The organism is Pseudomonas sp. GW821-FHT02A11, from assembly GCF_059421985.1.
Map to the genome: position 1 here is coordinate 182,010 of NZ_JBWKWB010000007.1, position 20,211 is coordinate 202,220.

The 20,211-nt window shown below is 59.7% G+C and carries 21 protein-coding genes and 1 pseudogene; 11 read left to right on the top strand and 11 right to left on the bottom strand.

What is annotated here, in order from left to right:
- Positions 1-18: 18 nt before the first annotated feature.
- The 3 genes from AC07V9_RS13460 to AC07V9_RS13470 form a co-directional block, all read right to left on the bottom strand.
- Entirely contained in the window at positions 19-1,413 is a 1,395-nt protein-coding gene (locus tag AC07V9_RS13460; RefSeq protein WP_495016197.1) for a class II fumarate hydratase, read from the bottom strand.
- A complete protein-coding gene (gene dctA, locus AC07V9_RS13465) occupies positions 1,410-2,711 on the bottom strand; it encodes a C4-dicarboxylate transporter DctA (RefSeq protein ID WP_495016198.1) in 1,302 nt (433 codons plus the stop codon). Before dctA ends, AC07V9_RS13460 begins: the two co-directional genes overlap by 4 nt.
- A gap of 88 nt (positions 2,712-2,799) precedes the next feature.
- The gene (locus AC07V9_RS13470; RefSeq protein ID WP_495016199.1) at positions 2,800-4,155 is read right to left on the bottom strand and encodes a class-II fumarase/aspartase family protein; all 1,356 of its coding nucleotides are present in this window, start codon (positions 4,153-4,155) and stop codon (positions 2,800-2,802) included.
- 115 nt (positions 4,156-4,270) lie between these two features.
- On the opposite strand from AC07V9_RS13470, the gene AC07V9_RS13475 reads away from it, so the two are divergent.
- Entirely contained in the window at positions 4,271-5,014 is a 744-nt protein-coding gene (locus AC07V9_RS13475) for a GntR family transcriptional regulator (protein ID WP_495016261.1), read from the top strand.
- A 299-nt stretch (positions 5,015-5,313) separates the two neighbouring features.
- Here AC07V9_RS13475 and AC07V9_RS13480 read toward each other — a convergent pair whose 3' ends face one another.
- Positions 5,314-5,577, bottom strand: coding sequence for a DUF2798 domain-containing protein (locus AC07V9_RS13480; RefSeq protein WP_495016200.1), 264 nt, complete (start codon positions 5,575-5,577; stop codon positions 5,314-5,316).
- A 127-nt stretch (positions 5,578-5,704) separates the two neighbouring features.
- Between AC07V9_RS13480 and AC07V9_RS13485 the strand changes: the two genes are divergently transcribed.
- Positions 5,705-6,631: a LysR family transcriptional regulator gene (locus AC07V9_RS13485; protein WP_495016201.1), complete on the top strand. Its 927-nt coding sequence runs from the start codon at positions 5,705-5,707 to the stop codon at positions 6,629-6,631.
- 51 nt (positions 6,632-6,682) lie between these two features.
- On the opposite strand, the gene AC07V9_RS13490 is transcribed toward AC07V9_RS13485, so the two are convergent.
- Together AC07V9_RS13490 and AC07V9_RS13495 are read right to left on the bottom strand one after the other, a co-directional pair.
- On the bottom strand, positions 6,683-6,859 hold the full coding sequence (locus tag AC07V9_RS13490; RefSeq protein WP_495016202.1) for a hypothetical protein: 177 nt from the start codon (positions 6,857-6,859) through the stop codon (positions 6,683-6,685).
- Between the two features lie 30 nt (positions 6,860-6,889).
- The gene (locus tag AC07V9_RS13495; RefSeq protein WP_495016203.1) at positions 6,890-7,714 is read right to left on the bottom strand and encodes a helix-turn-helix transcriptional regulator; all 825 of its coding nucleotides are present in this window, start codon (positions 7,712-7,714) and stop codon (positions 6,890-6,892) included.
- A 99-nt stretch (positions 7,715-7,813) separates the two neighbouring features.
- Here AC07V9_RS13495 and AC07V9_RS13500 point away from each other — a divergent pair, with 99 nt between their 5' ends.
- A complete protein-coding gene (locus AC07V9_RS13500) occupies positions 7,814-8,704 on the top strand; it encodes an SDR family oxidoreductase (RefSeq protein WP_495016204.1) in 891 nt (296 codons plus the stop codon).
- Positions 8,705-8,802: 98 nt separating this feature from the next.
- On the opposite strand, the gene AC07V9_RS13505 is transcribed toward AC07V9_RS13500, so the two are convergent.
- Positions 8,803-9,123, bottom strand: coding sequence for a flagellar hook capping FlgD N-terminal domain-containing protein (locus tag AC07V9_RS13505; protein ID WP_495016205.1), 321 nt, complete (start codon positions 9,121-9,123; stop codon positions 8,803-8,805).
- A gap of 18 nt (positions 9,124-9,141) precedes the next feature.
- Positions 9,142-9,642 (bottom strand): hypothetical protein, encoded by a 501-nt coding sequence (locus tag AC07V9_RS13510; protein ID WP_495016206.1) that lies wholly within the window; start codon positions 9,640-9,642, stop codon positions 9,142-9,144.
- Positions 9,643-9,766: 124 nt separating this feature from the next.
- On the opposite strand from AC07V9_RS13510, the gene AC07V9_RS13515 reads away from it, so the two are divergent.
- Positions 9,767-10,660, top strand: coding sequence for an AraC family transcriptional regulator (locus AC07V9_RS13515; protein ID WP_495016207.1), 894 nt, complete (start codon positions 9,767-9,769; stop codon positions 10,658-10,660).
- Positions 10,661-10,739: 79 nt separating this feature from the next.
- Entirely contained in the window at positions 10,740-11,069 is a 330-nt protein-coding gene (locus AC07V9_RS13520) for a YnfA family protein (RefSeq protein ID WP_495016208.1), read from the top strand.
- 63 nt (positions 11,070-11,132) lie between these two features.
- Here AC07V9_RS13520 and AC07V9_RS13525 read toward each other — a convergent pair whose 3' ends face one another.
- Together AC07V9_RS13525 and AC07V9_RS13530 are read right to left on the bottom strand one after the other, a co-directional pair.
- Positions 11,133-12,167 (bottom strand): methionine synthase, encoded by a 1,035-nt coding sequence (locus AC07V9_RS13525; RefSeq protein WP_495016209.1) that lies wholly within the window; start codon positions 12,165-12,167, stop codon positions 11,133-11,135.
- A gap of 26 nt (positions 12,168-12,193) precedes the next feature.
- A complete protein-coding gene (locus AC07V9_RS13530; protein ID WP_495016210.1) occupies positions 12,194-13,177 on the bottom strand; it encodes a DUF1852 domain-containing protein in 984 nt (327 codons plus the stop codon).
- Between the two features lie 750 nt (positions 13,178-13,927).
- On the opposite strand from AC07V9_RS13530, the gene AC07V9_RS13535 reads away from it, so the two are divergent.
- Genes AC07V9_RS13535 through AC07V9_RS13545 form a run of 3 tightly spaced genes read left to right on the top strand, consistent with a single transcriptional unit; the run spans position 13,928 to position 15,851 of the window.
- Positions 13,928-14,578, top strand: a complete 651-nt coding sequence (locus tag AC07V9_RS13535) for a hypothetical protein (RefSeq protein ID WP_495016211.1) — start codon at positions 13,928-13,930, stop codon at positions 14,576-14,578.
- Positions 14,578-14,997: a phage holin family protein gene (locus AC07V9_RS13540; RefSeq protein WP_495016262.1), complete on the top strand. Its 420-nt coding sequence runs from the start codon at positions 14,578-14,580 to the stop codon at positions 14,995-14,997. The genes AC07V9_RS13535 and AC07V9_RS13540 overlap by 1 nt, the downstream gene beginning before the upstream one ends.
- Complete coding sequence (locus tag AC07V9_RS13545; RefSeq protein WP_495016212.1) at positions 14,994-15,851, top strand: DUF3618 domain-containing protein; 858 nt, start codon at positions 14,994-14,996, stop codon at positions 15,849-15,851. The genes AC07V9_RS13540 and AC07V9_RS13545 overlap by 4 nt, the downstream gene beginning before the upstream one ends.
- A 170-nt stretch (positions 15,852-16,021) precedes the next feature.
- On the opposite strand, the gene AC07V9_RS13550 is transcribed toward AC07V9_RS13545, so the two are convergent.
- Positions 16,022-16,885 carry an alpha/beta fold hydrolase gene (locus tag AC07V9_RS13550; RefSeq protein ID WP_495016213.1) on the bottom strand — a complete coding sequence of 288 codons (864 nt, stop codon included), beginning with the start codon at positions 16,883-16,885 and terminating at the stop codon, positions 16,022-16,024.
- A 664-nt stretch (positions 16,886-17,549) separates the two neighbouring features.
- Between AC07V9_RS13550 and AC07V9_RS13555 the strand changes: the two genes are divergently transcribed.
- The 3 genes and pseudogenes from AC07V9_RS13555 to AC07V9_RS13565 all read left to right on the top strand — a co-directional run.
- Positions 17,550-18,965 carry an MFS transporter gene (locus AC07V9_RS13555; RefSeq protein ID WP_495016214.1) on the top strand — a complete coding sequence of 472 codons (1,416 nt, stop codon included), beginning with the start codon at positions 17,550-17,552 and terminating at the stop codon, positions 18,963-18,965.
- An 88-nt stretch (positions 18,966-19,053) separates the two neighbouring features.
- Positions 19,054-19,485, top strand: coding sequence for a nuclear transport factor 2 family protein (locus AC07V9_RS13560; protein ID WP_495016215.1), 432 nt, complete (start codon positions 19,054-19,056; stop codon positions 19,483-19,485).
- A gap of 421 nt (positions 19,486-19,906) precedes the next feature.
- A pseudogene (locus AC07V9_RS13565) lies at positions 19,907-20,142 on the top strand (glutamine synthetase family protein); the annotation flags it as partial.
- Between the last annotated feature and the right edge of the window lie 69 nt (positions 20,143-20,211).

Here is a 20,211-nt window from a genome sequence, read left to right on the forward strand (position 1 = left end):
ACGGCCGGCGGGCCTGCCCTAGCCCCCCGGCCGCACCATCAACTCTGGCCGCACCAACCGCTCGTAATCCTCGACCGTCATCAAGCCCAGCGCCACCGCCGCCGCCTTGGGCGACAACCCATCCTGGGCAGCCTTGCGGGTAATTTGAGCCACCCGGTCGTAACCCAGTACCGGATTGAGGACCGTGGCCATGAGCAAGGCGTTTTCCAGGTTATTGGCCAACTGCGGGTGATTGACCTCAAGCCCTTTGATCAGCTTCTCGGTGAAGATGCCAACGCAGTGGGCGAGCACGCCAATCGATTGCAGCAGGTTGTGAATCAGCACCGGTTTGGCGACGTTCAACTCGAACGCACTGGATGCGCCAGCCAGGGTGATGGTGGTGTGATTGCCCATGACCTGCATCGCCGCCTGTACCAGCACTTCGGCCAGAGTCGGATTGCGTTTGCCGGGCATGATCGATGAGGTCAAACCGTCGTCCGGCAACAGCAACTCACCCAGACCACAACGGGGACCTGAGCCCAGCAAGCGGATGTCGTTGCCGATCTTGCTCAGCGACACGGCCAGCACATTCAACGCCCCGGACACCTCCACCAGCGCATCGTGCGTGCCCATGCCTTCAAACTTGCTCGGGTTCGGAACGAACGGCTCGCCAGTAATCAAGCTCAGCTCTTCGCAAAACGCCTGATCGAACCCCTCCGGGGCATTGAGGCCGGTGCCCACCGCCGTGCCCCCTTGGGGCAGCAGGCGAAGGCGCGGCAGACAACCCTCGATGCGATCGATGCCGTGGCCGATCTGTCGGGCAAAGGCGTCGAAGGCCTGGCCCTGAGTCATGGGCACGGCATCCATCATGTGGGTGCGGCCGATCTTCAGCACCTTGGCCCAGGCCTGCGCCTTCTCGGCGAGGGCATCGCGCAAGGTGGCCAACGCAGGCAGCAAGTCATCGCGCAATTGCAAGGTCGCAGCGACGTGCATGACCGTCGGGAAGCTGTCGTTGGACGACTGTGAACGGTTGACGTGATCGTTGGGGTGCACCGGCTGCTTGCTGCCCAACGCGCCGCCCAGCGCGAGGTTGGCCAGATTGGCGATGACCTCGTTGGCGTTCATGTTGGTCTGCGTGCCGGAACCAGTCTGCCAGACCGTCAGCGGAAAATGCTCATCGAACGCCCCCTCCGCGATCTGCGCAGCGGCCTGTTCGATGGCCAGCGCAAGGTCCTCCTTCAGGGCGCCCAAGCGGTGGTTGGCCCGGGCGGACGCCAACTTTTGCAGGCCGAAGGCGTGAATCAGCGCGGCGGGAAAACGCTCGCCGTGACGGCCGAAGACCTCCAGCGCGCGCTGGGTCTGCGCGCCCCAATAACGGTCTGCCGGAATTGACACTGGCCCGAATGCATCGTGTTCCTGACGCACCTCACTCATAGCGCGGCCCCCGGCGCACGGCCCAGTTCACGGGAATATTCTTCCTGCGCGGTCTGCTCGGAGAACTCACCGGCCCACTTGGCGACGACCACGGTGGCGACGCTGTTGCCGATGGTGTTGCAGGTGGCGATGGCCATCGACATGAAGCGGTACACGCCGAACAGCAAGGCCAGGCCTTCGGCAGGCAACACGCCAACAGCGGTCACAGTCGCGGCGAACACCACGAAACTGCCACCGGACACGGCCGCCGCGCCTTTGGAGGTCACCAGCATGATGGCGATGATGCCCAACTGGTGCTCCCAGCTCAGCGGCACGCCGTAGGCATTGGCGATGAACAGCACGCACAGGGACATATAGATGGAGGTCCCGTCCAGGTTGAACGCGTAGCCGGTGGGCAGTACCAGGCCGACGCTCTGTTTCGAGCAGCCGAATTTCTCCAGTTTTTGCAGCAGGCGGGGCAAAGCGCTTTCCGAAGAAGCGGTGCCCAGCACGATGAGGATCTCGTCCTTGATGTAGTGCAGGAAGCGCCACAGGCTGAAACCGGACAATCGGCAAACGGCACCGAGTACCACGAAGATGAAGAACAACACCGCCACGTAAAACATCAGCACCAGGTTGGCCAGCGACATCAGCACCGCCGTACCGTTGCTGCCGACCGCGTAGGCCACCGAGCCGAACGCACCCAGTGGCGCGAACTTCATGATCAGGTTGATGAACTCGAAGAAGCATTCGGAGATGCGACTCAGGCCCTCTTCGATCACCGCGCGTCGCTCAGGCTTGAGCACCAGCAGCGCAAAACCGAACAGCACCGAAATCACCAGCACCTGCAACAACTGGCCACCGGCAAAGGCACCGACGAAGTTGTCCGGGAAAATGCCGTAGATGAAGTCCAGCGTGGACGCCGGCCCGTGACCCTTGGCAACGGCGGCACTGGCTGCGGCAGCGGTGGCGCTGCTGGGGTGGGCGTCGTGCATGCCCGAGCCGATCTGCAGCACATTGCCCCAGATCAAACCAATGGCCAGCGCAATCGTCGACAGCACTTCGAAGTAGATCAACGCCCGCAGGCCGACCTTGCCAACGCGTTTGATGTCGCCCGCCGAGGCAATGCCGTGCACGACGGTGAAGAACACCAGCGGCGCGACGGCGGTCTTGATCAATTTGAGAAAGATGTCGCCGAGGATCTTGAAGCTGGCCGCCAGTTCAGGCGCGACGAAGCCAAAGGCAATCCCCAGGACCATGGCCGCGACCACCTGAAAGGTCAGATCGCGGTAAAACGGTTTTTTACCGGTAGAAGACATGCTTGCGCTCTCATTGTTGTTATGGGGCAGAAACAGGGTCTGAAAAACAAGGCATCGCCGGGTCCGAGTTTCTGGGCCAGGCAGGAGATCAACGCTTGACCGAACCCTCCCGGACCAAGGCGCGATCCACCATCTGCGGCGCCAGCCCCAGGTAGTTGCACGGGTCGGTCAGGCGTTGCAGCTCGGCCAGGTCCAGACGCTCGGTGACCACGCCTTGGGCGACCAGTGCATCCAGCAGGCTGATGTTTTCGTCGTTGGCAACGCGGCAGGCGGCGTACACGACGTCGTGGGCAAGCTGACGACCCAGCGCAGGGGCAAGCCCCATCATCACGGCTTCGGCGACGATCAGGCCTTGGGTCATGTTGAGGTTTTTCAGCATGCGCTCAGGGCGCACTTCAAGGCCCGCGAGCATGAATTTCGCCTGTCCGAGGGAGGCCGCGCTCAAGGCAAACGCTTCAGGAATGGCAATCCATTCCGCTTGCCACGGGCCGGTGGAGCGCTCGAAATCCTGAATCATGGCGTCGAGCATCAGGCCCGCCTGCTGGCGTACGCCTTTGGCGGCTGCGTACATCAATTCGCAGGAAATCGGGTTGCGCTTCTGCGGCATGGTGCTACTAGCGCCACGGCCTTTGACGAATGGCTCGTAGGCTTCGCCCAGTTCGCTGGTCATCATCATCATGACGTCCAGCGCAACCTTGCCCAGGGAGGCGGTGACCAGACCGAGGAAGTTCAGGGTCTCGGCCAGACCGTCACGGGCCACGTGCCAGGTGGCTTGCGGCACACCCAGGCCCAGTTCGGCCATCAGCGCTTCCTGCACGTCCAGGCCTTTGTCGCCCAGGGATGCCAGGGTTCCGGCGGCACCAGCGAACTGCCCCACTTCCACCCGAGGACGCAGCTGCACCAGACGCTCGGCGTGGCGGTCGAACATGCTCAGCCACACCGCGCACTTGTAGCCGAAGGTGATTGGCAAGGCGTGCTGCAGATGAGTACGACCGGCCATGGGCGTGTCGCGGTACTTCTGCGCCAGCCCGGCGAGCAGGCCACGCACCGCCTGAATGTCACGCTCGACCACTGCCAGCGCAGCGCGCACTTGCAGGACCACAGCGGTGTCCATGATGTCCTGAGTGGTTGCGCCCCAGTGCACGTAGCGCCCGGCTTCGCCGCAGGTCTTGGACAACTGCTCGACCAAAGGCAGGATCGGGTAACCGACGATTTCGGTTTCGTGTTGCATCAATGCCAGGTCAAGGGATTCGAAGGTAGCCTTGGCGGCGATCTGTTCGGCAGCGTCGGCGGGGATCACGCCACAACGAGCCTCGGCGCGGGCCAGCGCCACTTCGACTTCGATGTAACGCTCGATCAAGGCTTTGTCGGAGAAGACTTCGCGCATTTCAGCGGTGCCGAACATGTCGCGGAACAGTGCAGAGTCAAAAACGGTAGTGGACATGGAGAAGGTCCCAAATGTTGTTATTGGCCGTACATATTTATTATGTCCGTACATAATTATTAGCCGCTGCCCTGATACACTGTCAACTCGCTGTGGGGAGAGCTCGATGGAAGGCATCAATCAAACGCGTTATGCGGCCGTCGCCAATGACCTGATGGAAGGCATCAGCAACGGGCGCTATCCAGTGGGGTCTTTGCTGCCGACGGAATTCGAGCTGTGCGCGCTGTACGACGTCAGCCGACACACCGTGCGTGCGGCAATCACGCAGTTGCAGAATCAGGGCATGGTGTCGCGGCGCAAACGGGTCGGCACCCGTGTCGAGGCCGCGACGCCCAGCGGGGGTTACTCGCAATCGCTGGCGTCGGTGGCGGATCTGGTGCATGTCGCCGAAACGCACATTCGAGATGTTCAGGAGGTCCGGCATTTCGTGGCGGACATCGCTCAGGCGCGGCGCCTGGGGCTGGAGCCGGGGGCGCACTGCTTCTGCATGTCGAGCATCAAGGTCGACGTCAACCAGCGTTCCGCGCCACTGTGCTGGACGGACGTGTATGCCGATCAGCTGTACGCCGAGGTGATTCCGCTGGCCGAGCAGTGTCCGGGGGAGTTGATTGCGGCGCTGATCGAGCGGGAGTTCGGGCGCAGGATCGATGCAGTGGATCAGCAGGTTCGGCCAGTGCAACTGGGTGCCGAACTGGCGATGCGATTGAATGCGGCGGCGGGGTCGTTGGGGCTCACTATCATTCGTCAGTATCGGGATGATCAGGGTGGGTTGATTGCGGTGTCGGAGACGGTTTATCCGGATGACCGGTTTACGTTGGTGATGCAGATGAAGCGGGAGCGGCGGGTTGTTGAGGTTTGACGGCTTTCGTTTTTCAGTGACGCCGGGATTGGGCGCCTATCCGGTATCCGGGTGGCGCTGATGGGTTCTGCCTAACGGCAGAAGCGTTCCGCCTTCGGCGGGTTACTTGGAAAAGACCCCCAGGTAACCAAGGGGTCCTGCTCCTGGTTTGGCCAGCACCCAAGTCGCGATTGTGGCGCCTGGATTTCATCGTGGTCATCCGCACCAGCATGTTGAACGTGCGATGGGGTCGATGCTGATCCTCCTCGGTGGTTTGAAAGCCGCTTGAAGTCCTGGCAGACACCTATGGGTTCTCGCGCTCAATGCCCCCTCACCGTCCACCCCACCAGCCTTGCCACGATGGGCCGGACCACCAGCACGCAGACAAACGCTGAAGGCATCGCGACGCGATAGGCATTCATCACGTTTGTCACATAGTCTTCTGTGAAGCCAAACTCGGCGAGGGTGATGACCAGGCACATGAGAAACGCCATGATCGTCGCCATGTACAGTGCGAAGACGTAAGGTGTCAGGGGTTTGGGGAAACGAAAACGTGCGGTTCTAGAGGCGGTGGTTTCAATCATCGGCAGCTCCTGAGGGGATCCAGATCAGATAAGAGCAGCTAACGTAACAACCACTCAGTGATACCGGTAGGGCCGCAGCGCTTGAATCACTGTTAAGCAGAATCAACGAATAAAAGGACGAAGCCCGATGGACCTCCTGGGGTTGATCAACACCTTCATCCGCGTGGTGGAGAACGGCAGCATCGCCGCCGCAGCCCGCGCCCAAGGCATGAGCCCGGCTGCCGTGAGCCAGAGCATCACCCGCCTGGAAACGCATCTGGGGGTTCGGCTGTTGTCGCGCACCACCCGCAGCATGGGTTTGACCGATGCCGGCTCCCGCTACTTCGAAAAAGTGAAGCACATCCCTCGGGACATTGACCTGGCGTCCCAAGCCGCCAGCGTTGCCACCGACCCCCAAGGCCCGCTGTGCATCGCCACCACGTCAGCCTTTGGCCGTCACGTTCTGGCCCCGCTGATGCCCGCGTTCAAGCAGGCCTACCCGCGCATCGACATCGAACTGATCAGCAGCGACCGCCGCGTCGATCATCGCCTGGAAGGCATCGACGTCAGCCTGCGCATCGATGCGCAGCTGAACGACCAACTGATCGCCCGACGCATCGCTTCAAAGCCTTTCGTGTTCTGCGCCTCGCCCGAGTACCTGCAGCGCGCTGGCGTGCCCCGCTCCCACGAAGACTTGCAGCAGCACGCCTGCCTGGTGTTTCGCTACCCCACCGACGGCCGCTTCTTGCCGTGGACATTCATGCTCGACGGTAAACGCATCGAAGCGAAAGTGTCTCCAGGGTTCATCTGCGACGACATCGACATGATTGCCCGGATCGCCGTGAACGGCGGCGGCATTGCGCGGTTGGCCAGTTTCGTCGCGCAGCCGCTGATCGACAGCGGTCGGCTGTTGCCGCTGTTCGATTCAGACAGCCACGGTGCTTCACAGGCTGAGCCGGAGCCAATGCACATCTACGCCTGCGTCACCGAGCGTTCGGCGTTGAACGCAAAGGTCATGGCGTTTATCGACTTCCTGGAACAGGCCCTGCGAAGCGATCAGGGCACCGCCCGTTAAATCAAAACAGGGCTGAACCCCCTTCAGGATTCAGCTCCGCCCGCCTTGCTCTTATTTCATGGAATAACGTTTAATTTCATGAATCATGAACGGCGCACCCTCAGCTCCTGACACCCGGGCCATGAGCCAGACCTTCGCCGTTTTCGTTGACACAGGCGTGCTGTCGCTGATCTTTGTCGCGTTGCGGGTGGCGAATACCAGGGCTGCGCGCTGGAGTAGATCAAGCATCGTTGCACGACTGATGGCCCTGTCACCCGCTTACTGACCGCCCAGCAACGACCTAATTTTGTCGGCATCGGCTTGCATGGCCGGGTTGTAGACGATCATCCCCAGATCCGGTCGGCCATCCACGGCGAACCCCGAATACTCCAGTTCGATCACGCCCATGCTCGGGTGGCGCAGGCGTTTGGTGCCCTCGCCGTGCACACGTACATCGTTGTCGCGCCAGAAGCTGGCGAATTCCGAGCTGCGCAGGCACAGCTCTTCAGCGAGCTTGCTGACCTGCGATGCCGCCCCCGCGCGTATGGCGTCGGCGCGAAAGGCACCGACCACGAAACGCGCCATGCTTTCCCAGTCTTCCTGCCGCTCGCGTACGCCGGCGCGGCAGAACATCAGGCGCAGGATGTTGCGATCCTCCACCGGCAGCAGGCTGTAATCGGTAAACACGGCCGCCGCCGCGCGGTTCCAGGCCAGCACGTCCCAAGTCGCGGTCTTGATGATCGCCGGGCTGAACTCAAAGGTGTCCAGCACCCGTTGCAGGCGCGGCGTCACACCTTCAGGGGCGCGATACACCACTTCCGGAGGGTGCCCGAAGGCGAGCATGAACAGGTGCACGCGCTCGGGCTCGGTCATCAGCAGGCTCTGGGCGATGCGGTTCAACACCTCGGAAGAGGGCGCACCACCTCGCCCCTGCTCAAGCCAGGTGTACCAGGTGGCGCTGATGTTGGCGCGCTGGGCCACCTCTTCGCGACGCAACCCCGGCGTGCGCCTGCGATTGCTGGAAAATCCGAAGCTGGCCGGATCGAGCCGCGCCCGGCAATCTTTCAAATAGGCTCCCAATAACTGCACCGACTGATCTGACATGGCCCACCCTGTTAGTTTCTATACCCTGATAACGTCACGGCTTTAGCCGGATAAACACTACGCGCAGGCTGGTGCTTTGAGCAAAGAGAGAATCCAACGATGCGCGTATTTCTGACAGGTTCCACCGGTTTCATCGGCTCCCAGGTCACTCGGGAGCTGCTCGATGCAGGCCATCAGGTGCTGGGGCTGACCCGCTCCGATGAGGGTGAACAGGCCCTGCGCAGCGCGGGCGCCGAGGCCCATCGCGGTGATATCGAAGACTTGACCAGCCTGCAAAAAGGCGCCGAGCAGTGCGATGCCGTGATCCACACCGCGTTCGATCACAACTTCGCCCACTTCGTCGCCAACTGCCAGAAGGACGCCCGGGTCATCGGCGCGCTGGGCGAGGCGCTGGAGGGTTCGCACCGTCCGTTGATCATCACCTCCGGTACGGCAATGGGCGCGTTTGCAGCAGGCCAACCGGCTGACGAAGATCACTTCGACCCGCATCACCCGCACCCTCGCATCGCCTCGGAACTGGCCGGTGAGGCCTTGAAACAGCGCGGCCTCAACGTCGTGGTCATGCGCCTGTCGCAGATTCACAACCCGGTCAAACAGGGGCTGGTGACTTACCTCATCGAACTGGCGCGGCAAAAAGGCGTGTCGGCCTACGTCGGCGAAGGCCTTGAGCAATGGTCTGCCGCTCACGTGGCCGACACCGCTCACCTCTACCGACTGGCGCTGGAAAAACATCAGCCCGGCGCCCGCTACCACGCCACCGCCGAACAAGGCATCGGCGCACGCGACATCGCCTGTGCCATCGGTCAAGGGCTTGACCTGCCGACGGTGTCCCTGAGGCCAGAAGACGCCGCCGCGCACTTCGGCTGGATGGCGGCGTTTGCCGGGCAGGACATGTCGGCCTCCAATGCCAAGACCCGCGAACGTCTGGGCTGGGAGCCAAAGGGGCCGGGGTTGCTGGATGACCTCAGGATGTGCCTTGCGACCAGGTAAAACCTAGAACGCAGGCCACTTCAATGGAGAAAGCGGTTTTGCTTGGGTTTGGTCAGTCGGGGTGGGCATGCTGGCCCCGCTCGCGCCTTTCGTAGCGCCTAGAGTGGCGCAAGGGGCTCGTCGTCAGGGCTGGCGGCAAGCGCAGTCTTCTTCGGCGCGGACGCTACAGGCGTGTCCTTGGCGGCCAGTAGCCGCTTGAGCAGCGCGCTGATCTCTTGAAGCATCGACACCTGGGCCAACGACGCCAATTGCAGCACAGTGTTGCCAGGGTCGGTCGGTGTCAGCGGGTCCTGGTGTTGCAGTTGCGTGATGAGCAGGCGCAGGAAGCCCTGGCTATTGATCGCAGGGCTCCCCGTCGCACCCGGGGTGCTGGTCGAGGAAGGCGTCGGCGTGTTCTGCAACGTATTCAGCGGATTCATTGCGCGTGCTCCCTTCAGTCAGGCCTGGGCCTGTTGCGCCTGGCGCAGGCCTTTTTTACGCAATGCGACCATCTGTGCCACCACGCCCACCACCAGCGCAAGAGCGATCAGACCCAGCGCACCCTTGAGCAGCGGCGAGTTCGGGTCAGTGACGATGGGGTGACCATCCGGGACGCGACGCAAAGTCTCCGAAACCGTCGGGACCATCAGGAAGAACGCCGTCAGGCTCAGCAGAATCGTCTCAAGGTACACCCCCGCCCGCCCCAGCCAAGCGACGAATCCGACCCCGTAACCGGTGAACAACAGCACGATGGTCACCGCGCCGATCACCGGGCTGATGGGTTGATGAGCCACCAGAAACACCGTCAGGCTGCCAATCAGCATAGAGACGAAATAGGCAAGGCCGGCTCGCGACCGCGGCACGATGCGCCCGTGCTTGATGAACATGTAGGCCGCCAGCGGGATGGCCGGCAGACTCCCGAGGGTGTGTACCCAGCCAAGGGCAGAGATCCCGAACATTCGACTATTCCTTTTCTGATTGGATGTTGTGCACAGCGCAGCAAGCGCTGAGGCCTTGCCGATCAACCGCATCAAAGCGCTATGATTCCGGGGTTCAGACTATTGAAGACGTAGCCGGACTGACATGACGGATTTACTCGAAAACTTGACCATTCTTCCAGAGATGCAGTTAGAGGGGCTGGCTACCGGGGATTTGCTCTCCCAGGTGCTGGCGCAGATCCGCCTGACCGGGGACCGCGTCTACTCCACCACCCAGGCCGAAGGGCAACGGGTGGCTTTGGACGAAAAAAGCGCGCACATCTGCGTGCTGCAAAAAGGTCAGTTGCACATCACAGGCGCCGACGGGCAGACCCAGACCATAGAGCAAGGCGACATCCTGCTGCTGCCCCACGATCCGTCATCGCTGACCATCACGGCATCCCAAGGCCCGGCGGCGCTGGTCATCTGCCGGTTCTGGTTCGATGCCAGCAGCTTCCAGGCCATGCTGTTCGCCCTGCCGTGGCTGATCCACATCAAACACGACGAAGCCTCGGCGTGGTCGGAGGGCATCCTGCATTTCATGCTGATCGAGGCCAATGACACCCAGCCTGGGGGCGCCTTGATGATTTCCCGCCTCATCGACCTGACCGTCATTCGCATCCTGCGCACCTGGGTTCAGCACGGCATGGCCTCGGGCTGGCTCGGCGGCCTGTCCGACGAGCGTATCGCCCGAACCCTCAGGGCCATTCACGAAAAGCCCGGGCAGCAATGGCGCGTCGACGCGCTGGCGACCATCGCCGGCATGTCGCGCTCCAGCTTCTGCGACCGGTTCAACGCGCTGGTCGGGCGCTCGCCCCTTCGTTACCAGAACGAATGGCGACTGACCCTGGCCAAGACCATGCTGGCCCGGCACAACAGCCGCATCGGCGAAGTGGGTTTTGCCGTGGGGTACGAGTCCGAGGCGTCGTTCAGCCGCGCCTACAAGGCGTATTTCGGCCGTTCCCCACGGGAAGACAACAGCCCGATCGAGCCGACATAGCCCGGGCAGCCGTGGGTACAAGACTCACCCATCGGGCCAAAGACGGTTATCCTGCAGCCCCCGTTCCAGAGAGGTTGATATGCCAGAGCTGAAAACCCTGGGTTTGTTCATCGCCACGGCGCTGGCTGAGATCGTCGGGTGCTACCTCCCTTACCTCTGGCTCAGAGAGGGCAAATCCATTCTGTGGCTGATACCTGCCGCTGTCAGCCTGGCCCTGTTCGCGTGGCTGCTGACCCTTCACCCTGCGGCGGCCGGGCGCGTGTATGCCGCCTACGGAGGCGTCTACATTTTCGTTGCGCTGCTGTGGCTGTGGCTGGTGGACGGCATCAAACCGACCACTTGGGACATGGTGGGCGGTCTGGTTGCGCTTTCGGGCATGGCGATCATCATGTTCGCGCCCCGGGCCTGACCGGAGGCGAAATGCCCGAGCGCTGGGCGAAAACTGAGCGACCAAGCCCGAACGATGGCCTGCTCAGTTCTGGAGCGAGAGCTCTCTTCGCACGATTTGTGCGCCGGCGCTCAGGGCATTGAGTTTGCCCTTCGCCACGTGACGAGGCAGGGGCGCCATGCCACAGTTGGTGCACGGATACAGCTTATCGGCATCAACGAACTGCAGGGCTCGGCGCAGGGTATTGGCCACCTCCTCGGGGGTTTCAATCGAAGGGTTTGCCACGTCAATGGCGCCGACCATGACCTTCTTGCCGCGAATGAGCTCGAGCAGGTCCATGGGCACATGAGAGTTGTGACATTCCAGCGAGACGATATCGATGCCGGATTTCTGCAGCTTGGGAAACGCCTCTTCGTACTGGCGCCATTCCGATCCCAAGGTCTTTTTCCAGTCGGTGTTGGCCTTGATGCCGTACCCATAACAGATGTGCACGGCGGTTTCGCATTTGAGGCCCTCGATGGCCTTCTCCAGCGTAGCGACACCCCAGTCGTTCACCTCATCGAAAAAGACGTTAAAGGCGGGTTCGTCGAACTGAATGATATCGACGCCGGCAGCCTCCAGTTCCCTAGCCTCCTGATTGAGGATCCTGGCGAACTCCCAGGCCAGTTTTTCACGGCTCTTGTAATGGGCGTCAAACAGGGTGTCGATCATCGTCATCGGGCCTGGCAAAGCCCACTTGATGGGCTGTGAGGTGTGCTGACGCAGAAACCGGGCGTCTTCGACGAACACCGGTTTTCGCCGAGCAACGGCACCGACAACGGTTGGCACACTGGCATCGTAACGATCACGAATCCTCACCGTTTCGCGCTTTTCAAAATCAACGCCGTCCAGGTGCTCGATAAACGTCGTGACAAAGTGCTGGCGCGTTTGTTCGCCATCACTGACGATATCGATACCCGCCCCTTGTTGTTCTTGCAGCGACAACAATAACGCGTCCTGCTTGCCCTCGATCAATGCTTCACCCTGTAACTTCCAGGGTGACCAAAGTGTCTCGGGTTGTGCAAGCCAGGCAGGTTTAGGCAAGCTGCCAGCAGTAGAAGTGGGTAACAGTTTTTTCATGAAAGATGACCTTTAATTCTGATGGGTTAAAGCGTGCAGGCAACGGACCACTGTTCAAGAACGGCCCGATAAGGCTTGATGAACTGCTCTTCGGCAAACTTGCCTTGCTCGACGGCCAGTCGACTGCGTTCTTCCCGGTCATAAACAATGCGAGTCAGGGAATAGTCCTGATGTTTCAAACTTGGCTGATAGGTTTTTCCGGCCGCTGAGTTCGCGTTGTAAATCTCGGGCCGGTAAATCTTCTGGAACGTATCCATGGTGCTGATGGTGCCGATCAATTCCAGATCAGTGTAATCCCCCAACAAATCGCCGGAAAAATAAAAGGCCAGTGGCGCCGCGCTGTTCGCGGGCATGAAATAACGCACGTTCAGACCCATTTTATTGAAGTACTCATCGGTCAACGAGTACGCGTCCTGCTGATATTCGAACCCCAGCACTGGGTGCTGATACTCGGTGCGCTGGTACGTTCGGGTGCTCGATACGCTCAAGCAGATCACCGGCGGCTTGTCGAACTGCGCTGTGTAGGCGCTTGACTCAACGAAGCACTTGAACAGCTTGCCGTGCAAATCGCCAAAATCTTCCGGTGTACTGAACCCGGCCCGGCCCTGGTTGTGCTCCTGCAACCGCACACTGAAGTCATAATCCCGCACGTAGGAAGAGAAGTTGTTCCCAACGATACCGTTAATACGCTCATTGGTTTTTCGATCGACGATGGTGGTCTTCAACACTTCAATCAGTGGAATGGGCTGATCATCGCCTCGGGCATCAATTTTCATTTCAGCAGAGATGATGTCCAGCTCGACGGTATAACGATCGCCTGTCGGATTGTCCCAATGGGCCAGTGAGTTGAAGCGATTATCGATCATCTTCAAAGTGTTGCGCAGATTCTCCTGACGACGTTCCCCACGCGCCAGGTTGGCGAAGTTGGTCGTCACGCGAGTGGTGTCCGAGGGACGATAATGTTCGTCGAAACGAACGCGTTTAATGGCAAATGCAAATTCTTTGCTCATGGTGATCTGACACCCTGATGTGGAGAGATATAACCTGAATACGTTGAAAGCCTTGAGGCGTTAACGTTTCTGTCTCGGAACTTCACGACGTCAATGAATGAATAGACCGCCGAGAGCTGGGCGCATTGTAGGCAAAGCAGTTGCCTGAACAAAAACGAAAGGTTTTCACAAAAGTATTAGCGCGGCTCATGTACCTGCGGACGATTTATTTATCTGCTGGGCTGCGTACCGACAATCTGGGGTGACGTCCGATCCGATCGAAGATGCTGGCAACACCCTCCAAAGGTTGGGTGGACGGTTTGGGGGGTTGCTGGGCCTCAAGGTATTGCTCAGCCCCAAGGAACACAACAAGGGATAACCGGGTATAGGTCGGCACAATCCTGAGTGAAAAGCTCATATGAAAAAGCCCGCTACAGACGAACTGAGTTGCGGGCCATCCTACCGAGTGATCGTCGCCGAAATATATCTCCAATTGACCTAATTTTCTCCAGCGTAATCTGTCCATTTGAGGACGGCTCACCGTCTGTCCCCTACTCAGAACTACTCTCACAAGCATTGACTCCACCTTTTACAGCGTGCAGATAACCTGCCGCACGAGGTGGTGCGCCCATTCTGAAATTCAGGCGCGTTTTCCATCTCTTTACCAAAAGGATGGTGACCAAAATGCCAACACTCAACGAAGGAAGCGCTGGGACAGAGTCGCGCACTCCGCCGCCAGGTGATGCTTTGAACGCTCTGCAGGATGATGCCATGGCGCTGTTGGATTCAGCCCGCGAGCATGGCTCCGAGCATCTGGAGCAGTACCGCGAAGGCGCAGCGGATCAGCTGGAAAGTCTTGCCCGCAGTGCAACGTCAGCTGCCGAAGAATTGCAAGAGAATGACACGCTGGGCCTGTCTCACTACATCACTGATGTGGCTGAAGGCTTGAGCACATTCGCGGGAAGTCTGCGTGGCAAAAGTGCAGACGAGCTCTTGCAACAGGTGGGACGGCTGGCGCGCGAAAACCCGGCACTGTTCGTGACCGGCAGCGTTGCTTTGGGGTTCGGACTTTCACGGTTTCTGCGCGCAAGCAGCCCTGACTTGAGCAGCGCCCCGCCCGCCGACACTGGTGATAACGACGTCAACGCGGATGACCAGGCGTTCGACCCAAGGACTGCAGCCGACGAGGATCTGGCGATTCGGCCTGAGCACGAGGGAGATGTCGTCACCCGTGATTCCGCCTGGTCACGCACATCTCCTCCCTCGGATTCAACCGATGCCGCCACCGCAGGTATTCAGCAGTCGGGGGCGGAATTGGGGAGCTTCAATTCTGTTTCTGGAGGGGGGAGCGCTCAAGCAGCAGTTCCGAGTACTTACCCGGGCGCTCCCACACATGAGCCTGCACCACGAGGAGAAGCATGATGGCTATCAATCCGGAAATCCCTCCTCGTAGTACATCTGACAGCGACCCGTCACTCTTGGGTCTCGTGCGGCAGCTTGCTCACGAAGTTCCAGCCCTGATCGGCGAGGAGCTTGCGCTGGCCAAAGCAGAGATCAGAGATTCCATCCAGACCGCTAAAGCGGCGACGGCAGCGCTGGCCGGCGGCGTGGTGTTCATGCTGGCAGGGCTTGTCATCCTGCTCATGGCAGCGGTGTACGGGCTCGCATTGGTCATGCCCGCATGGCTCTCTGCTTTGATCGTTGGAGCTGTAGCGATGGTGGTGGGTTTTGTGATGGTGCAGTCGGGTAAAAAACAGCTAGAGCCCTCTCAGCTCACGCCTGACCGGACTATCAATTCTCTTCAAAAAGATAAAGACGCCATACAGAGGAAAGTCTCATGAGCATCGATAGCAGCTTCGCCACCCAGGATGAGTTTGAAAACGACCGCATCCCGGACATTGAGAACCCGAAAAGCCCGGACACACTGGAGCGGGATATCGATGCACGCCGGGCCAATATCGAAAACATCGTGGATGCGCTGGAAAGCAGACTTTCGCCCGGGCAACTGTTTGATCAGGCGCTGGCCTTCACGAAAGGTAATGGCGGTGAGTTTTTCAATAACCTGGGGACCTCGGTCAAAAACAATCCGGTGCCGGTTCTGCTCGCAACTGTGGGCATCAGCTGGTTGATGCTCGGTCAACATGAGAAGCCCAGGGGCGATGGGCATTCCATGTTCGGCCAGTTAGGCGAAAAGATCAGTGATGCCGCCAGTGCCGTATCCGACAGCTTGCACAATGCCAAGGATCAGGTACGCCAATCTGCTCACCAAGTGAGTGCCAAGGCAGGTCATTTGGCCGACACCATCAGCCACAAGGTCGACGACGTCAAACAACGCGCCACTGATGGAACCTCCAGCGCAAGCGAGAAGACGAGGGCGTCATCCGATCAGGTACAAGAGACCCTGCAGCATCAGGGACGGCAGATCAAAGGGAGCTTCCAGTACTTGCTGCAGGAGCAACCGCTCGCACTCGCGGCAATCGGCATCGCACTTGGCGCAGCGATAGGTGCAGCCCTCCCCTCAACTGAGCAAGAAAACAAAATCATGGGACAGACCAGTGATAAGCTGACCAGCAAGGCGAAAACGTCTATGGATAAAACCTGGGAAAGCGTCGCCAGCGCTGGTAAAGAGATCGTTGAAGACTTCAAGCAGTCTAGAGCGCCGGAGCCAGCGTCACCCGATAGCCGCGAGGCTTGACACGACTTGAATGGCCCTTAAATGAGGACAAGCAAATCAGTTCTTAGCGTTGGAGGAAGCCCGCGGTAAAGCGCGGGCTTTGCAACCTCTAATTTCGACATTGGCCCCAGACGCTCCGGACGGGGATGCCGGGATGAATGGCCGAGGGCTTGCGCAAAGGAACCTGGAATTCATATCTCTTGAAAGAACACCCTAAGAGCATTTGCCAATTCGATAGGGGCCTCTTCTGCCATGTGATGCCCGCAGTCGATTCCAGTACCGGTGACCATTCGCTCGGCCCAAGGCTGCCAGACGGCAACAACGTCGCCATAGAGGTCTTGCAAGTCGTCTTTCAGCGACCATAAGACGGTGAGCGGGCATTGAATTTTCAGGCCAGCCTCCCGGTCTTCCCGATCATGCTGGTGATCAACCGCGATCCCGGCGCGATAATCACCAAGCATTCCGATAATGGTTTCAGGGTCGTGGATCGCGACTTGAAAATCCTCATAGTTTTCTCTCCCCATTACTTCTGTGCTGCCCTGATACCAACTCGCAGGGTCAGGAAAAATCGCTCGTTCTGGTTTGTCGGGCTGAGCGTAGAAAAACCAGTGCCACCATTTGGATGCAAACTTCGCGTCACAACGTTCAAGCGCTTCGAGAATCGGCACTCCATCAAGGATGGCCAACTTCAGCACTTTTGACGGAAAGTCGAGCGCTGTGCGAAAAGCGGCGTAGCTGCCCCGGTCATGGCCCGCCAAGTAAAATTTATCGAACCCAAGGCGATCCATAAGGGCCACGCAGTCACGTGCCTTCGCTCTTTTTGAAAAAGCCTCGTAATCGTGAGGATTCGTGGGCTTGCTGGACATACCGAAGCCCCTCAAATCAGGGCACACCACGGTGAAAGATGTGGCAAGCAGCGGTGCAACCGCGTGCCACGTCGTGTGGGTGCGGGGATGACCATGCAGCAGCAATAACGGAGGGCCTGAGCCGCCGTGACGGACGCGTAAGGTCGCCTCAGGCAACTCGACCATTTCAAGCTGGAATCCCTCGAACATTCCCACATCCTGATAACTGCCGGTAATGCTCACATCGTAGATCAGAAGTCGACGGAGCGGCCGCATTGGGTTGTGGATTCAACCGGTCGACTGTAGCCATTCGCGACTGGCTGCGATCGACCCGTTGGAGCCGTTCGAGACTGAAAAAGATCAATCTGAAGCACAAAGAGGCGCGACAAATTGGCATGAGTAACGCGACGTCCCCCTACTGCCTCAGCTCTGATACTCGATCCTGGCTCATTGCATTTCAGGAAGAAGGGGGATGCCGTTCTTCATAACTGAGACAATTTTTCCCTCCCAGCCATAAACAACCACTCTCCCCCCATCCCGACGTTGACAGCCCAACCCCTCGCTAGCTATAACTACCACCGTTGTACGACGACAGACGATACATCGTCGTGTCACCTCTAAAAATAAAAACACAGTGTCGGTCACATCATGAATTCGACTTGCTTGCTCATCTCCCCGAATACCCTGGCCCGGGCCGCGCCTTTGATGGGCGGTATGCCTGTTGTCTCGGGCCCTCCCGAGCACGTTTTTCTTACTTCGTTGCTTAGCACTTGTTAGACGTCTGACTCCAGGCCTTGCGCCTCGGATATAGACGCGTGCGCTCTCGTCCAACAAGCCGAGAGACCATCACCCCTCCAAGAATAAAAGTGACGCCATGAACCTGAACGAGTCCACCCATCCGCAAAGCATCACCCAGGCGGCCACCCGGTCCGTCGGCAAGTACCGCTGGACGATCTGTGCGCTGCTGTTTTTCGCGACGACGGTCAACTATCTGGACCGGCAGGTGCTCAGCCTGTTGGCGCCGGATCTGTCGACGCAATTTGGCTGGAGTAACACTGACTACGCGAACATCGCGTCGGTGTTTCAGTTCGTCTACGCCATCGCGATGATTTTCGCCGGGCGCGTGGTCGACAAGATCGGCACCAAGACGGCCTATGTAGTGGCGATCGGCGTGTGGTCCACGGGCGCGGTGATGCACGCGTTCGCGGTGCCGCTGGGGCAAGGCATTGGTGCGATCACCACGGCGTTGGGGTTCGCGGCGATTCCGGTGTCCATTGCCGGTTTCATGCTGTCGCGTGCGATATTGGCGATTGGCGAGGCGGGTAACTTCCCGATCGCGATCAAGGCCACGGCGGAATACTTTCCGAAGAAGGAACGTTCGTTCGCTACAGGGATTTTCAACTCCGGCGCCAACGTTGGCGCGATCGCCGCGCCGATTTGCGTGCCGCTGATCGCAGCGATGTGGGGCTGGGAATCGGCGTTCATCGTGATCGGCCTGCTGGGTTTTGTCTGGCTGGGCGTGTGGGTGGCGATGTATGACAAGCCTGATCAGCAAAAGCGTCTGACCGCTGACGAGTTGGCCTATATCCGCAGCGACGAGACCGAGCAGGTGACGGCCGCCGCGGTACCGGGCGCGCCAGCGAAGAAGGTCTCGTGGTTCAAGCTGCTGACCTACCGCCAGACCTGGGCGTTTGCCTTCGGCAAGTTCATGACCGACGGCGTGTGGTGGTTCTTCCTGTTCTGGCTGCCGACGTACCTGTCCGCGCAGTACGGCATGAAAGGCGCGGCCATCGTCATGCCGCTGTTCGTGCTGTACAGCATGACCATGGTCGGCAGTATCGGCGGCGGTTGGTTCCCGAGCTACTTCATGGCCCGAGGCGACAAGCCTTACGACGGCCGCATGAAAGCCATGTTGGTGATCGCGCTGTTCCCGCTGCTGGTGCTGCTGGCGCAACCGCTGGGCTACATCAGTTTCTGGGTGCCGGTGCTGCTGATCGGCATTGGTGCGTCGGCGCATCAGGCGTGGTCGTGCAACATCTTCACCACGGTTTCCGACATGTTCCCGCAGAAAACCGTGGCCTCCGTGGTCGGCATCGGCGGCATGGCCGGCGGCCTGGGTGGCGTGGTGATGACCAAGATCGGCGGTTGGGTCTTTGACTACTACAAGTCAATCAATGACATCCACACCGGCTACATGATCATGTTCGCCATCTGCGCCCTGGCGTACCTGGTGGCGTGGAGCGTGATGAAGGTGCTGGTGCCGCGCCATAAAGAGATCACCGATCTTTGATCGGCACTGCCTCAACGGATTCTCACGGGCGCCCCGTGGATACAGGCGGGGCGCGTGTTGCCCCGATGACAACAAGAAGGAAATATCGATGACCAGGTCCAAACTGCTGTTGGGTGTTGTGTGTTTGTTTTCGGGCTATGTCGCTGCAGCGCCGTCTGCGGACGAACAGGATGTTGCCAAGGCTGTCGACAAGATGACTCAGGCGATGCTGCACAAGGACACCAAGGCCCTCGCCGCGCTGACGTCGGACAAGGTCACCTATGGCCACTCCAGCGGCAAGATTCAGAACAAGGATGAGTTCATCGCCGACATCGAAACCGGTCGCAGTGGCTTCAAGACGCTGCAGATGCTGAACCAGAAGATCACCATGGACGGCGACGTCGCGCTGGTGCGTAACCACTTCTCGGCTCAGGCCGTGAACAGCGGTGTAGAAGTCCCGACCGAAATCGAGAACTTCCAGATCTGGCAGAAGCAGAAAGGCCAGTGGCTGCTGATCGGCCGACAGGCGTTCAAGTTCTAAACCTATCCCCTCCCCCGAACTGTCGGCATGGGTGATCGATCACCCTGCCGACAGGCCCTGCTTCAGATTCACCAGCGTCGACGCTAGACAAGAATGTTTAGCGCTCGCCGATCCAAAGGTTATCAACTCTGACTTGTTAAACCCGCATGCTGCGTGTGGGCATCGAGACATGATTTCCCGTCAGATCATCATGCCCCCACGCTCCTGCCCCGCACTGCCGAAAGCCAAGGCACTCGCGGGCGCAAATCCCCTCGTCCATATCATCCTTGCCTTCTGGGCGCTGTGGCATTGCCGCCATGCCCGTCCGCCGAATACCTCGCTCGCAGTCCACTGATACGCGTCGGCATCTTTGCCGTTCCTTCCTCGACCGACCGCTCCCTTGCGGTGGTCTTGAGCGTCTGTGCGCGAGAGCGAATCGATCATGCACTTTGCACCTGCTGAACACGCAAGCCGTTTTTTGGCTGAAAACCTTGATATCGAACTGTTCGAGCTGGTCATCCTCGACGCCAACGGCGTTCCGCGCGGCAAGCTGCTGCATCGCGATGAACTGCTGGCCCTGTACCAGACCGGTCGTCCCTGCCCAGCACCATTGTCGGCCTGACCCTGAATGGCGATGACGTGGAAAACTCGGGGCTGGTCTGGGATGTGGGCGACATCGGGGGCATAGCGAGCTACATTCGCTGTCGGGCCGGACGGTCTATTCAGGGCGTCCCAAGGCGTCTTATC

Excerpts from the sequence above, each read along its gene's own strand:
- AC07V9_RS13460 (WP_495016197.1), bottom strand. The coding sequence starts at position 1,413 with ATGAGTGAGGTGCGTCAGGAACACGATGCATTCGGGCCAGTGTCAATT.
- dctA (WP_495016198.1), bottom strand. The coding sequence starts at position 2,711 with ATGTCTTCTACCGGTAAAAAACCGTTTTACCGCGATCTGACCTTTCAG.
- AC07V9_RS13470 (WP_495016199.1), bottom strand. The coding sequence starts at position 4,155 with ATGTCCACTACCGTTTTTGACTCTGCACTGTTCCGCGACATGTTCGGC.
- AC07V9_RS13480 (WP_495016200.1), bottom strand. The coding sequence starts at position 5,577 with ATGATTGAAACCACCGCCTCTAGAACCGCACGTTTTCGTTTCCCCAAA.
- AC07V9_RS13485 (WP_495016201.1), top strand. The coding sequence starts at position 5,705 with ATGGACCTCCTGGGGTTGATCAACACCTTCATCCGCGTGGTGGAGAAC.
- AC07V9_RS13490 (WP_495016202.1), bottom strand. The coding sequence starts at position 6,859 with ATGCTTGATCTACTCCAGCGCGCAGCCCTGGTATTCGCCACCCGCAAC.
- AC07V9_RS13495 (WP_495016203.1), bottom strand. The coding sequence starts at position 7,714 with ATGTCAGATCAGTCGGTGCAGTTATTGGGAGCCTATTTGAAAGATTGC.
- AC07V9_RS13500 (WP_495016204.1), top strand. The coding sequence starts at position 7,814 with ATGCGCGTATTTCTGACAGGTTCCACCGGTTTCATCGGCTCCCAGGTC.
- AC07V9_RS13505 (WP_495016205.1), bottom strand. The coding sequence starts at position 9,123 with ATGAATCCGCTGAATACGTTGCAGAACACGCCGACGCCTTCCTCGACC.
- AC07V9_RS13510 (WP_495016206.1), bottom strand. The coding sequence starts at position 9,642 with ATGTTCGGGATCTCTGCCCTTGGCTGGGTACACACCCTCGGGAGTCTG.
- AC07V9_RS13515 (WP_495016207.1), top strand. The coding sequence starts at position 9,767 with ATGACGGATTTACTCGAAAACTTGACCATTCTTCCAGAGATGCAGTTA.
- AC07V9_RS13520 (WP_495016208.1), top strand. The coding sequence starts at position 10,740 with ATGCCAGAGCTGAAAACCCTGGGTTTGTTCATCGCCACGGCGCTGGCT.
- AC07V9_RS13525 (WP_495016209.1), bottom strand. The coding sequence starts at position 12,167 with ATGAAAAAACTGTTACCCACTTCTACTGCTGGCAGCTTGCCTAAACCT.
- AC07V9_RS13530 (WP_495016210.1), bottom strand. The coding sequence starts at position 13,177 with ATGAGCAAAGAATTTGCATTTGCCATTAAACGCGTTCGTTTCGACGAA.
- AC07V9_RS13535 (WP_495016211.1), top strand. The coding sequence starts at position 13,928 with ATGGCGCTGTTGGATTCAGCCCGCGAGCATGGCTCCGAGCATCTGGAG.
- AC07V9_RS13540 (WP_495016262.1), top strand. The coding sequence starts at position 14,578 with ATGGCTATCAATCCGGAAATCCCTCCTCGTAGTACATCTGACAGCGAC.
- AC07V9_RS13545 (WP_495016212.1), top strand. The coding sequence starts at position 14,994 with ATGAGCATCGATAGCAGCTTCGCCACCCAGGATGAGTTTGAAAACGAC.
- AC07V9_RS13550 (WP_495016213.1), bottom strand. The coding sequence starts at position 16,885 with ATGTTCGAGGGATTCCAGCTTGAAATGGTCGAGTTGCCTGAGGCGACC.
- AC07V9_RS13555 (WP_495016214.1), top strand. The coding sequence starts at position 17,550 with ATGAACCTGAACGAGTCCACCCATCCGCAAAGCATCACCCAGGCGGCC.
- AC07V9_RS13560 (WP_495016215.1), top strand. The coding sequence starts at position 19,054 with ATGACCAGGTCCAAACTGCTGTTGGGTGTTGTGTGTTTGTTTTCGGGC.